The sequence below is a fragment of the Nitrospira sp. genome (assembly GCA_029194665.1).
Taxonomy (GTDB): Bacteria; Nitrospirota; Nitrospiria; order Nitrospirales; family Nitrospiraceae; genus Nitrospira_D.
On record JARFXO010000003.1, the window covers coordinates 684,466 to 698,231 of the forward strand.

The window sequence follows — 13,766 nt, forward strand, 5'->3', positions numbered from 1 at the left end:
AAAGAATTAGCGGAAATCCCGTCGCTGAAAGATGACCGACGCGAGCATCAGAAGGAACGCTGTATAAGCCATTCCATAGGCGGCGACCATCAACAGCTCACCAGTTGGCACGTCTAGTTGGTGAGTCACGTTCCCCTTTAGATTGAACCGATCCAGATTTGGCAGGACATAGTACATGCCCTCCAATACCGTCCGTCCTACACCTTCCATTTTCTGACCGAACGCTTTCAAGTCAGGCGTCAGATGGCCGATCACATAAATGGCCAACGTGAAGATTGCGCTGAGGGTCGCACTTGAGAAAGTTGAAAATAGCAGTGCCACCGCTGTGATGACCATGAATTCCAGCACGATCATCCCAAGCGCCTTGAAGAGCACGGCATGAACAGGAACGTCCTGGAAATACAACACCGCCAACAACCCCGCCGCCATAATCGCTGTATTGATCACCAGCGTCAGACTGAGTCCGAGGTACTTCCCTAAGAGGAACTGATACCTCGCGACAGGCTTGGACACGATCGTATAGATCGTTTTTTTGTCGATTTCCTTGCTGACCAAGCCGATGCCGACGAAGATAGCGATCAGGACACCGAAAAAGTTGATGCTGCCCAGCCCAATGTCCAAAATGAGGCGATGAAACTCCCCAAGCGTGAGCCGCATCAACAGCAGCGAACTTCCGATCATCAGCAGGGCGAAGATTATGAGGTTGTACAGAAGTTTATCCCGAAGGTTTTCCCGGAAGGTGTTGAAGGCGATCGACCAGACTTTCATGCCGCCTCCTGCAAGCGAGACTCCAGTCCCGTGGCCATTCGGATGAAGAGATCCTCCAGAGAGCTGCGATGAGGAGTCAGCGAGACCAATTCGCCTTTGGTTGCTCGCACGACTTCGAGAGCCTGCCTCACTTGATGCTGGTCCTTCAGCACAATCAACGTTTGAGTCCCCTGCGTCAAGACCTTCTTCGCGAAGGGACGTAAGTGCTCCATGCCTTCGTCACTGAGCCTCTCGACGACCATCTCCACGGATTGCGTGGCACTCTGTCCGACCAAATCGCTGACCAGCCCACAGGCAACCAATCTCCCCTTCATGATCATCGCCACACGATCACACAGCAGTTCCGCATCATGCAGGATGTGAGAACTGAACATCACAGTCTTGCCGGTTTCTTTAAGCCTCAAAATGAGGTCGCGCACTTCCTTTCGCCCGATTGGATCCAGTCCCGACATGGGTTCATCCAAGATGACCAGCTCTGGATCATTGATCAAGGCCTGAGCGATCCCTATGCGTTGCAACATGCCCTTCGAGAACTTCCGCAATTGCAGATCGCGCGCATGGGCCATTCCAACGAGATCCAGCAATTCATCGATGCGTTTATCGAGCACAGATCCCAACAACCCAAAAAGGTGCCCATAGAATCGCAAGAATTCTCGGCTGGTGAGATAGTCATAAAAATACGGCGATTCCGGAAGAAATCCGACTTTAGCTTTTCCGGATGGATCGTCAATAGGTCGGCCAAACAAGGTTGCTGTTCCCCCAGACGGATATATCAAGCCCATCAGCATCTTGATCGTTGTCGTTTTTCCCGCGCCGTTCGGTCCGAGAAAGCCAAAGACTTCGCCTTGTCTCACATCAAGTGATACTCCGTCAACAGCAGTCACACGTCGGCTCCAAAAGCCGACGTGGAAGATCTTGCGCAACTGCTGAATTTGAACAGCAAGATCGTGGTTATCCATCGTCGCTACCATGTTTTCGGAAAAACATAGGAGGGCTTTATTTGAGGGTACACAACAAGTGGTTGCTTGCGTTTATGAAATGTGCGCAACCGCTCTGGGTGTGTTGAGCTGGAGACAGTCCCTGTTCTTTGATCGAGCACATATGTTCCCTCAAACGGCTCTCTCGGCAAAAATAGAATAATCCGCGTCTTCACTAGGTCTGTGAGTGTCATCGGGAAAGTCTGATATTTAGCCAGGTACATTCCTACTGCTTCTTCCAAAACGCGGATGTCTCGCTCAATGAGCACTTCTTTCATTCGATTGACAAAATACGTTCGTTCGTCAAGATCGTTCGTCTCACGCACACGAGTTTCCAGAAATAGGAGAGCCGTTTCTGGCTTCCCTCCTTCCGCTGCCATCCGCGTCGCGAGCCCAGGTAGATACGAGGGACCGCCAGGAAGATTGGCAGCTTGCATAATGTACTCGGCCCCTTTTTGTGGGTCACCCATGAGGAAATAATAGTTGTACCCCAGCAAGAAGGGAATGTACCAAACCTGAGGATTTGCACCAGATCCTTTTTCAAGCAGCCGATTACTCAAGTCCGGACGTTGGGCGAGATCTCCGAGAATATTCCCCCCAACATAGTAGGCGTACGCATAATGAGGGTCGAGAGTTGTGATGACGTCCAATGCCGTATATATCCACTGGTACTCATCTTCGTCATTCTGTTTTTGGCCGATTATCTGAATCAGCTTAAGCCAAAGAGAATCAGCACCAAGATGATGATAGCCAAGTAATGCTGGTTTCAAATGCTCGCCTTTGGGAAGCCTGGCAAGCTCATCTATCTGCAGCGAAGTCTGATCCTGGTTAGTATCGAGAAACTCTTGCAACCATCCGACAGTCGCTAGCAAGGCAAGACTAACAAGCCCAAGTATTGATTGGATGGTAAGACGAGAAATTTGACTATTGAGTGAGGGAGCGATGGAAACAGACATCATGGAATTGGCCAAGTCTGGAAATGGAAATCCCGGCAGCCTTTATGAATGCCTGCCGGGATTTCGCCTACATCAGCGGAACCTAGAATCCACCGACCGTGCAGTCTGTTGCTCCATGGTCATTGGTGGCATCCCACACAGAGACACCGCCGTTTGGTGCGTTGTTATCTCCGTCAAGATTGGATAATGCAGCAGCAACAAAGCTGTTCTGCACTAATGCACCAGCACCAGCAGGAGGGGCAAGTGCCAAAGCACAGGACACAGCCGGCGTGACTGGGATGGCCGCAGCCTGATACGAATCGGCAACATACCGAAAGTATGTGTTGCCAGTTGCAACAAATCCGATGTCATTGAACGTACCCAGAGCTACTGCACCAGCTCCTGCGCACCAGACAGGCAAACCAGGTGTCACGCCAGGACCTTGCGCCCATGGAAATGGGACCGTCTTCGTACCACCAGCCGGGGCAACAACACCATATTGGCCAAGACCGATGAAGCAGCCTCGCTCGCCTTGAAAGGCAATCTGAGAGGTCCGGATGGCCTGGAGATTCGTCTTGGCCTCCGACTGCCGAGACTTCATCTGATACTGCAAGAAGTTGGGAATGGCGATGGCCGCCAGGATTCCGATGATCGCCACGACGATCATCAACTCAATGAGGGTGAACCCCTCTTGTTTTCGCAATACCTTCAACATCGTACTGCCTCCTTGTTGATGGTTCACTGACGGCCCGGTTGATAACCTGCGGCGCCATATTGCCGCCTACTGGTCCCTCTAGCAGGTTTGGTGCCGATCAATGACAAGACCTAGCCTAGCATTGATCCTTGACTATGCAACAACTTACGAGGAATCAGCAGGCGATTGGTCTGTGATGAGCCCGTTATCCTTCCGCAATGTGCTTCAGAGTGCCAAGAATTGGCAATTCCCTCAGACTTGTACCCATATGACATCTTCGGCATCAAAGCGATAATGCCGCTTTCAGCAGATTGGTGATGATCCGGATGTTCTGTTGAAGGGACCGCTGAGGGAAGGATTAAGGAATAGCTTGCTGAGCCTGGGCTTTTTCTGATGCGCGGCGTTTGGCTTGCTGGATGCGGTTTTCATAGGCCGGATTGGCCAGGCCCTGCTCGCGAAAGCGTTGGAGCAGCTTTTCATTGGAGGGGTCGATTTCCAGTGAGTGGAGCCAGGCTTCGCGAGCATCGGCAACCTTCCGCTGCTTCAAATAAATCTCTCCCAAATGCTCGTAAATGACGGGATCATCACCGACCATCGCTACGGCTTTTTTGATCTCCGAGAGCGCCTCGGTAAGCATGCCGGATTTGTAAAAAGCCCACCCAAGACTATCGACATAATAGCCGTTCTCAGGCTTGAGCGCCACGGCACGTTTCGTCAAGGACAAGGCTTGGTCGATCTTAATGCCTCGTTCCGCATAACTATAGCCGAGGTAGTTCAAGGCATCAGCGTGATGCGGGTCAAGGGAGAGCGCGGTTTCCATAGCACGCTCCACATCGTCAAACCGATTCAGCTTGTCGTAGGCCGTGCCGAGGTTGAAATGCAAATCGGCGCTCTTCGGATTGTGCCGAATCCCCTCTTCAAACGCCTGTGACGCCTTTTCGAATTGCTCACTCTGGAAATGTGCCAAACCTAGGACGATATGCGGTTCAGGTTGTGTCGGGGTGAGGTGAACGGCTTCATCGAGATGGGTCACCGCCTCCGGGAATTGTTTGAGACGATAGAGGAGAATGCCCAGATGAATATGGCTGTCGGCGAATTTTGGATCCAGATGAATATTATAGCGATAGGTTTCCATCGCCTTTGGAAAATCCTTGGTCTCTTCGTATAAATACCCAAGGTAATCTCTCACTTTGAGTTCAGCTGGCTTGGCTGTTAAGATCTCGGTCAATTGTCTGATCGCCTTCGCAAATTCCTTTTTCTCCCCATAGATCAGCGCCATGCGTAACTGAGCATCGAGGTCGCCGGGGTTGTCCTCCAACAGCTTTTCGAGTTCCGCAAGACCTCCAGCATAGTCCTTGGTCGCAATATACAACTGGACGAGGTGTTGTCGAATATCCCGGTTCCGAGGATTCACCTGTTGGAGATACTTTTGGAGGACGTCGATGGCTTTGCCCTTCTCTTGACGTGATTCATGGACTGACGCCTGGGCTAAATAGGCGGGCTCGAACGCCGGGTTCACCGCGATGGCCCGATCGAAGTTGGCCACGGCCTGTTCGGCATTTCCCGCTTCTATTGAAATGCGGCCCAGATAGTAGTAGCCGATCGGCGAATCCGAGGTATACTGCAACCCTTTCTTAACGACCTGTTCCGCTTCAGCAATTCGTTTTTGGTTCAAGAGAATGAGTCCCTTTGGAAAGTAGGATTCACCTCTTTCCGGATCGCGCTCGATGCCCTTGTCCAATAGCTCCAACGCCCGCTCCGGCTTCCCCGCACTGGCTAAGATACCGGCCATGTGGGTCAGCATTTGCGGTTCTTGTCCCGTTCCTTCTCCGACTTCATCCGCGTACTGGACTGCTTGAGGCACATCGCCCAACGCGAAATACAGAGCGGCCAAACGCGATTTAACCTCGCGAGATTTGGGGTCGACTTTCAGGGCGGCATGATATTCCTTTAATGCGGTATCGAGATCCTGAGCGAGTTCCGCTTGATGCCCCATCATAAAATGGTAGGTGGCATCTGACTCAGGTGCCGCGGCTGGAGGTGACAATTCTGTGGCGGTTGGAGGAAGCGTTGTTTGTGACGGAGTAGAAGTTGCGCAGCCGACAATGACACCGGAGAGAAACAGCGAGAGCAGCATCGTCCTCAATATGAACATGGGTATACCATTTCTATCTGAGATACAAACCGTACTACACCGTTCGTGTGTTCCGCACAACCTTACATCAGGACTTGTAGAGAGCGGCTTTATGAAGTGATTATACCGAGTGTCAAGACGATGCGCAAATGACTCTCCGGCTATGCTTCGCGAAGATCGAGACTTTCGAATTTGGCGAATCGGTCCTGGAAAAACAACTCCTTTTTCCCAATAGGCCCGTTACGATGTTTACTGACGATGATGTCCGCAATCCCTTTGCGCTCGGAATTCTGGTCGTACACGTCCTCTCGGTAAATGAAGATAACCACATCGGCATCCTGCTCGATCGCACCGCTCTCTCGCAGATCGGCCAACATGGGGATCGGCGGCTTACGTGCCTCCACCGCACGACTCAACTGGGACAGGGCCACAACCGGCACGTTCAATTCCTTCGCCAACGCTTTTAATGAGCGGGAAATGTCGGAGATCTCTTGCTGACGAGACTCTGAGTCGCTTCGCCCTTGCATGAGTTGGAGGTAATCCACGATGAGAAGATCAAGTCCTTTCTCAGCCTTCAGTCGGCGGGCTTTGCCGCGCATCTGTTGGACGGTAATGCCGCCCGTGTCGTCGATATAGATCGGTGCCTGTTCTAATCGGCCGGCCGCCTCCGCCAGTCGCCACCAATCTTCCTTTTGAAGTTTCCCCGTCCTCAATGCATGTGAATCGACTCTCGCTTCAGAACTGAGCATGCGCAGGACGATCTGCGGCTTGGACATTTCCAAGCTGAAGACTCCCACCACCGCATCGGCGTGAATGGCGGCATGCGTCGCAAACCCTAGGGCAAGGCTCGTCTTACCCATGCTCGGCCGCCCGGCCACCACCACCAAGTCAGAGGCCTGAAGCCCTGCGGTAATATCGTCGAGGTCGTAGTACCCCGTGGGTACTCCGGTGACGTGTTCCTTTCGCTTCGAGAGTTTATCGATGACATCCAGACTTTCCTTGATGACCTGACTGATCGGGCTAAACGACCGTTCGAGTTTGCCTTGCGCAATACTGAAGACCGACCGTTCGGCAAAATCGAGCAGGTCATCGATTGAAGCGCTGCCTTCATAACCCCTGGTCAGCACCTCGGTGGAGGTGCTGATTAACTGACGGAGCACGGCTTTATCTCGGACGATTTTGCAGTGATACCGAATATTGGCCGAACTGGGAACGACTTGGACGAGTTCAGCCAGATAGGCCGCGCCTCCAATGGTCTCGAGCTCACCGCGCGATTTCAATCGCTCGGTCAGCGTGATCTGATCGATCACTTCGCCGGTATCGGACAACTCAAGCATGGCTTGATAGACTTTTTTGTGGGCCGTTCGATAGAAATCCTCCTCCACCAGCAGTTCCATTGCCTTCGGCATGGCAACGTTATCGAGCAGGATGGCGCCGAGCACCGATTGCTCCGCCTCCAAGTTCTGCGGGGGTAGTTTTGGTTGGGAGAGATCCACCGTCCCGAGGGAATTCATAACGCCTCTTCGAGGTCGGCACGCAAACTTGCGATGAGACCTTCGACCGACACAGTCCTCTTGCGAGCATGAGCGCGGTTGCTCGATCCTGCGACTCGCCGGCGGTCGCCCTGATGAAGGACGACGACCTGCTCGGATGCAAGGCTGTCCGCACCGACGACGATAATCGTATCGATTTCTGCTTCACGACCAGCCTTGACCGCGGCACCGATCAAGTCCCGCCCCGTTGGATCTACGGATCGTTGAACCGTTCGTATTCCGCCCCGACGGAGTTGTTGAGCGACCGAAACCAGTCGCATCGATTCTTCCAAGGGAGCAACAACCAAGACCTCCGGGTCCACAGCCTTCGTCGTCTCGGACAGATTTAGCCCGCGGAAGAGCCGGTCCACACTCAGCGCAAACCCGGTTGACGGAAGGTTCCGACCGAATCGTCCGATTAAGTGATCATAGCGCCCACCACCGCCTAGCTCCACCCCAATCCCATCGGTAAAGACATCAAAGACAATGCCGTCATAGTAGTCAAACCCTCGGAATTCTCCTAGATCCAGCAGGATGGCCTCTTGAAAGCCAGTCGCGCACAGCAACCGATAGACGTTTGCCAATCGGTCCAATGCTTCTACCAGCGGCCTCTCACCCTTCGCTAATGCGCGCCCTTTCGAGAGAACGTCAGCTTGTCCGCAAAGTTCCAGCGCTTCCAAAATTCTATGAGCCGACCGTTTGGTCACCCGTTCTTGCGACAGGATTTCCCCAAGCCTCGGGACATCTTTTCGTGATGCTGCTTGCTCGGCCCGCTTCCGCCCTTCCGGCGAGAGTCCCGCACGGATGAGGAGGCCTTTGAAAAACCCAACATGCCCCAGGGAAATCTTGAACGACCGCAGCCCGACCTGCCGTAGGCACTCGATCAACAGCATAATGATTTCGCTATCGGCGGATGGATCATCAGCCCCGATCAACTCGACGCCTACCTGAAAAATTTCTCGATCCCGGCCGGCATGTTCCGGTTCATACCGAAAGACGGTGGCCCGATACGACAAGCGCAACGGAAAGTGCATGCCCACCATGCCCATCGCCACCGTGCGGGCAATCTGAGCCGTGACGTCGGGCCGCAACAACAGAATACGGCCGGTCGTCCGGTCTACAATCTTGTAGGAGTTCTCCAACAGCGTTGATTCGAGGCCGGGCGCCAGCACGTCGAGATACTCGAATGTCGGAAGGATGATTTCGTCGTAACCAAATCGGCTGCAGTACGACAACAATTCGGCTTCCAGATGCCGAACGCGGCGGGCGGCTTCCGGAAGGATGGTGGCCATCCCGACTGGAACCAGTGAGTGCTCGTGCAAAAGAGGGAACTGCCCCGGAGAAGTCCTACGAATAGGAGGAGCAGAGGTCATAGTAACCTGGTCGCGATAATCGTTACGAGAGGTTGGCGACCTTGACGGACAAAATATTCGAGCTCGACCGGATCTCATCCAGGACCGCAGATGAGAACTCCGTATCGGAGCCTATGATCAGCAACGCATCCCCTCCCCGCTTCTCCAAGGCACACTGCATCCGCACGATGTTGATTCCCTGATCTCCCAATACCTTTCCGACCATACCAATGACCCCTGGACGATCGACATTGTGAATCAATAACATATGCCCCTCCGGCACGACTTCAACTTTGAATTGGTCGATCTCTGTGACGCGAGCTTCCTTTTTGTGATACAGCGTCCCTGCGACTTGGTGTGAGACCTTGCCGGCCTCGACCCGAACTCGGATCAAGCTTGTGAAATCCCCGGCATCCGTGCTCTTAATTTCCTTGACTTCAATACCCCGCTCTTTCGCTACGATGGGAGCATTCACGTAGTTCACTGGGTGTTCCATAATAGGAGCGAGCACGCCCTTGAGGACGGCGATGGTCACGGGCGCGAGTGAAAGCGCAGCGACCTCCCCACTGTATTCCACCGTAACTCGTTCGATTCCTCCCTGAACGAGCTGGGTTTGAAGCACGCCGAGCTTCTCGGCCAACGTCAGAAAGGGTTGCAAACGAGGCAATAATTCCGGAGCGACCGACGGAATATTGACAGCACCCTTGGCCACTCCCTTGGTGAAGTAGTCAACAAGCTGTTCGGCAATTCCGATCGCGACGTTTTCCTGGGCCTCGGTCGTCTGGGCTCCAATATGCGGGGTACAAATGAAATTATCCAAAACGAGAAGCGGATTGTCCGCCTTGACCGGCTCTTCTTCAAACACATCGAAGGCGGCCGCAGCGACGCGTTTTGTTTTCAAGGCTTCGCACAAATCCTGTTCGTTGATGATGCCGCCCCTGGCGCAATTCACGATGAGCACGCCGGGCTTCATCTTGGCAATGGCCTGTGCGTTGATGATCCCACGCGTCTCCTGCGTGAGCGGTGTATGAACCGAGATCACGTCTGCCCGCCGGAACAGTTCATCGATATCCACCATCGTCACGCCCATTCGTTCGGCCCGTTCTGGCGCGAGATATGGGTCAAACGCGACGACACTCATGCCGATACCTTGTGCCATCTTGGTCAAGTGGCTGCCGATCTGTCCAGCCCCGATGATGCCGAGCACCTTGTTGTAGAGCTCGACGCCCATGAATTTGTCCTTCTCCCATTTGCCGGCCTTCACCGACGCGGTGGCTTGGGGAATGCGCCGGCTCATCGCACAGATCATCGACATCGTATGCTCGGCGGTCGTGACGGTGTTCCCCCCTGGAGTATTCATGACAACGATGCCTCGACGGGTCGCAGCTGGGGTGTCGACATTGTCCAGACCGGACCCGGCCCTTCCGACGACCTTGAGTTTCTCTGCTGCAGCGATCAGCTCTGCCGTCACTTTGGTGCCGGATCGCACGATTAGGCCGTCGGCGTCTTTGATCTCTCTGAACAGTTCGTCCTTCGGCATCTTAGATTTCACCACCACGGTGAATCCCGCCTTCTCGAGCGCATCGACGCCTTGCTTCGACAAGCTATCGCTGATCAAAATTTTCATTGCAGCTGCAGCCATGTACATCCTCGCCGTGGTTACTTCGCCAGTAAGATTTCTTGCGCCTTTCCGACACCGCTTCCCAACTTGACCGGATGGCCAAGCCCTTTCAGAACCATCTCGGTCGCGGCTAAGGCTGCGATCACGTCAAATGTATCGGCATACCCCATATGAGACAGTCGGAATATCTTCCCCTTGAGGTGATCCTGTCCACCGGCAGCCGTCATGCCGTATTGCACACGCAGATTTTTATAGATCGCCTGCCCGTCAATTCCATCAGGCGCACAGACCGCCGTCAAGGCATCGCTGGGCGATCCCTTTGGGAATAGCGCCAGCCCGGCAGCCTTCACACCTTCACGCATGGCATGGGCCAACCGTCCCTGCCGTGCAAACATCTTCTCCAGTCCTTCTGCCTTCATCATTCGGACCGCCTCTTGAAGGCCGATGACAAGCGAGACAGCGGGGGTGAAGGCAGTCTGATTCTTGATCTGGTTTTCGCGTTCCTTTTTGAAGTTGAAATAAAAGGCAGCATTTTTGGCTTTGTCGGCCAAGCCCCACGCTTTCTCGCTGACACTGACAAACGCCATGCCGGGAGGCAACATCAAGGCCTTCTGGGAACCGGTGATCACCACATCCAGACCCCATGTATCAGTTTTGATGTCAAATACACCCAGGGCTGTAATGGCATCGACCACCAAAATCGTATTGTCATAGCCCTTGATGATCTCACCGAGCGTCTTGACATCATGAGCCACGGCCGTCGAGGTTTCGCTGGCTTGCACATACACTGCCTTGATCGAAGGATCTTTTTTGAGCGCATCAGCAACTTGCTGAGGATTCACCGCATGTCCCCATTCAACCTTGATCTCGGTCGCCTGTACCCCGAAGGTCTTGCAGAGTTTGCCCCAACGTTCTCCAAATTTGCCTCCGTTGACGTATAAGGCCTTGTCGCCGGGAGACAAAAAGTTTGAGACAGCGCCTTCCATGCCACCTGTTCCGGACGCTGCTAACATCAGCACATCATTCCGTGTTTGATACAGCCACTTCAGCCCTTCGCGGACCTCCGCGAAGATCGGATCGAACTCGGGTGCGCGATGATGGATCATCGGACGAGCCATCGCCAACAACACCTCCGGAGGGACGGGGGTTGGACCAGGAGCCAAGAGATAGCGCTTCAACATTGATCAATCCTCCTTACAATGCGATTCTGGTGGGGTGCCACTAGGAGAGGCGGTACGCTATCATTTGCTCTGGGAAGCTGTCAAGAAATCGACCGGCGCAAACGACGACTGCACCAAGAGCTTTTCTCTTGCCATGACGTAGAGAAGCTAAGTTTTTCCGCACCCCATTCTTTGTGCCCGACATGACACGAATGTACCAGCGTCTTCGCTGACCGCAGTTCCTTGACAAGTATCTGGTGGATCGATAATCTTTGATGCGATCGAGGCTATCCATGATGACGATGACAATGTGTGTCAGGCTGCGGGGGACTCAAGGGACAATCGCGGCCATACTCAGTGCCACTCTGCTGTTGCCCACATTTGAGACTTGGGCGCAGAGTAATTCTGCCGCTGACCAGGGTAGTCCTGTTAGTGAACAAGGTAATCCTTCCGGTGAAATCGAATCGCCCCAAGAAGATGATGGCATTGACTCAAACCTGGTTCCTTTGGAGCCTGAACTGACGGTTTCTCCTTCCGACCTTCCATCGACGGACGGTAGTGAAGAGCAACCTGAATTGACCCCCGATAAGGCTGCTCTCGATACTCCGGGCGCAGCGAGCGTCGATGCTCAAGGTCCGGTGTACAACATTCCCGTCGTCATTGATCAGACTGTACAAAGCCATATTCATTTTTTTAACACCTCAATTCGAAATAGGTTTGAGCAATGGCTCCTGCGCTTCAGCCGCTATCGTCCGCTGGTCGAAAACATCTTTGCCGAGTTCGACCTTCCGAGCGACCTCGTGAATCTCTCCCTTGTTGAGAGCGGCTTCAACCCTTACGCCTATTCACGAGCAAAAGCCACAGGTCCATGGCAATTTATGAAAGGGACCGGGCAGCTCTATGGGTTGCGGATCGATCACTATGTTGACGAACGACGTGATCCTATCAAATCCACCGTCGCGGCGGCGAGGTACCTGCGAGACCTCTATGATTTATTCGGCGCTTGGCCCTTGGCGATGGCCGCGTACAATGCGGGCGAAGGGAAGGTCCTGCGAGCCCTTCAGAAAGCTCAGGCTGAATCCTTCTCAGAGATCTCTAGAACGAAACTCATTCGAAGGGAGACAAAGCAATACATTCCTCGGATTATGGCTGCGACGATTATTGCGAAGAACCCCGACCAATACGGGTTCAATCAAGATCCCGCCCCTCTTCACCAATTCGAGGAGGTCATGGTGACCCGCCCCTTGCACTTTCGCGCAATTGCCAACGTGACAGGGATTCCGTACGCCGAACTCCGATTACTGAACCCAGAGCTGCGCCGAGATGCGACGCCTCCTGATGACTCGGCCTACCATCTGAAGGTCCCTGTGGGAACGAGCGCCAAAGTCATCGAACTGATCGACCGAGTCCCTACCTATAAGTTTCCTCCCCTGCCCGTCGCCAGTCAGCGTGTCAAAACCGATGCCGCCCGCTGGTATCGAGTCCGTATGGGTGACACGCTTGAGAAGGTTTCCCGACGATTCCACGTTCCTCTCAAGACCCTCAAAGCGTTGAACCATCTGTCCAGCTCAGTGATTAAGGCTGGAGAGCTACTCGTGATCACTCGTTAGTCCACACCTAGCACGCACCGATCTTGAACGAGTGAGTGACGGGCCTTTGCTCTTCAAGCAAAGAAGCTTGCCTACGGCTTGGGCGGCTTCGAAGAGCTGGAAGCAGGGGAAGCAGGAGTTGCTGAAGGGGGTGACGGCTCGGGAGTTTTCTTGGCTTCGATCACCTTCACACGCATGGCGGCGTCGCTCGTCAGGGGAGAATTTGGGAAGGTTTTCATCAGATCCTGATAATGTTTCAAGGCTTCATCGGGTCTAGGGCGATTCTCCTCCAACCTTGCAAGTTCAAAGAGCGCGTAATCCCGGTTCATCGCGCCGGGGATCTCGAGGATCCTCGAATAGGCCTTGGCGGCTTGATCCAGATCTCCCTTGAGCAGATAGGCATAACCCAGTTTTTGCTGTACGAGCCCAAGAAGCGACACGTGAGCCCCATAGGTAGAGATAAACCTGGTATAGGCTTCGATCGCTGACGCGAGGTCGTTGGACTGAAGATAGGCATTTCCAAGACTAAACTGTGCGAGCGGAGCCGTCGGAGTTCGAGGATACTCGTCGATTATTCTCTTATACAGGGCAATTGCTTCCTTCAGGTTGGCGGCCGCCTTCTGTGGATCATTGGTCGCACGTGTAAAGAGATGGAGAGTCGCTTCTCGTTCCAGCTCCTGGGCCTTATCGGCATTTTGTGCGTCATACCAGAAGACGCCCCACGTTCCGCCCCCTATCAACAAGAGAAGCAGGAACCCGACCAAAATCGACCAGCGGTAGTTCGCCAGTCCGAGCACCCAGTGCTCAAGCCCACTCACAAGATGAGCCTCGTCTACCGGCAACGTCCGAGGCGGAACTTTAATTCGGTAGGTCATCTGGAATCATCACTTCACGGTTGAGAGCAGACTGTCTGCGCCAGAATCTTTGTCTTATACTAAGGATGAATTCTCATTGTCAATGCAATCGGAACGGACTCGTCGTATGGTCACAACCCTGCCGAGGCT

General features: G+C 53.7%; 10 protein-coding genes and 1 pseudogene. 1 reads left to right on the plus strand and 10 read right to left on the minus strand.

Annotated elements, in window-relative coordinates; all coding sequences use genetic code 11:
- Positions 1-6: 6 nt before the first annotated feature.
- From P0119_12705 to P0119_12745, 9 genes and pseudogenes are all read right to left on the minus strand, one after another.
- Positions 7-768, minus strand: a complete 762-nt coding sequence (locus P0119_12705; GenBank protein MDF0666918.1) for an ABC transporter permease — start codon at positions 766-768, stop codon at positions 7-9.
- Positions 765-1,727 (minus strand): ABC transporter ATP-binding protein, encoded by a 963-nt coding sequence (locus P0119_12710; protein ID MDF0666919.1) that lies wholly within the window; start codon positions 1,725-1,727, stop codon positions 765-767. Before P0119_12710 ends, P0119_12705 begins: the two co-directional genes overlap by 4 nt.
- Positions 1,728-1,732: 5 nt before the next feature.
- Positions 1,733-2,716: a hypothetical protein gene (locus P0119_12715; GenBank protein MDF0666920.1), complete on the minus strand. Its 984-nt coding sequence runs from the start codon at positions 2,714-2,716 to the stop codon at positions 1,733-1,735.
- 577 nt (positions 2,717-3,293) lie between these two features.
- Positions 3,294-3,383: pseudogene (locus P0119_12720) on the minus strand (prepilin-type N-terminal cleavage/methylation domain-containing protein).
- A gap of 349 nt (positions 3,384-3,732) precedes the next feature.
- Positions 3,733-5,511 (minus strand): tetratricopeptide repeat protein, encoded by a 1,779-nt coding sequence (locus P0119_12725; protein ID MDF0666921.1) that lies wholly within the window; start codon positions 5,509-5,511, stop codon positions 3,733-3,735.
- A gap of 158 nt (positions 5,512-5,669) precedes the next feature.
- On the minus strand, positions 5,670-7,022 hold the full coding sequence (gene dnaB / locus P0119_12730) for a replicative DNA helicase (GenBank protein MDF0666922.1): 1,353 nt from the start codon (positions 7,020-7,022) through the stop codon (positions 5,670-5,672).
- Positions 7,019-8,332: an ATP phosphoribosyltransferase regulatory subunit gene (gene hisZ / locus P0119_12735; GenBank protein ID MDF0666923.1), complete on the minus strand. Its 1,314-nt coding sequence runs from the start codon at positions 8,330-8,332 to the stop codon at positions 7,019-7,021. The genes dnaB and hisZ overlap by 4 nt, the downstream gene beginning before the upstream one ends.
- Before the next feature lie 103 nt (positions 8,333-8,435).
- Complete coding sequence (gene serA, locus P0119_12740; GenBank protein MDF0666924.1) at positions 8,436-10,034, minus strand: phosphoglycerate dehydrogenase; 1,599 nt, start codon at positions 10,032-10,034, stop codon at positions 8,436-8,438.
- A gap of 17 nt (positions 10,035-10,051) precedes the next feature.
- Positions 10,052-11,194, minus strand: coding sequence for an alanine--glyoxylate aminotransferase family protein (locus P0119_12745; GenBank protein MDF0666925.1), 1,143 nt, complete (start codon positions 11,192-11,194; stop codon positions 10,052-10,054).
- Positions 11,195-11,466: 272 nt separating this feature from the next.
- Between P0119_12745 and P0119_12750 the strand changes: the two genes are divergently transcribed.
- Complete coding sequence (locus tag P0119_12750) at positions 11,467-12,783, plus strand: transglycosylase SLT domain-containing protein (protein ID MDF0666926.1); 1,317 nt, start codon at positions 11,467-11,469, stop codon at positions 12,781-12,783.
- 71 nt (positions 12,784-12,854) lie between these two features.
- Here P0119_12750 and P0119_12755 read toward each other — a convergent pair whose 3' ends face one another.
- Positions 12,855-13,637: a tetratricopeptide repeat protein gene (locus P0119_12755; GenBank protein MDF0666927.1), complete on the minus strand. Its 783-nt coding sequence runs from the start codon at positions 13,635-13,637 to the stop codon at positions 12,855-12,857.
- Positions 13,638-13,766: the final 129 nt, after the last annotated feature.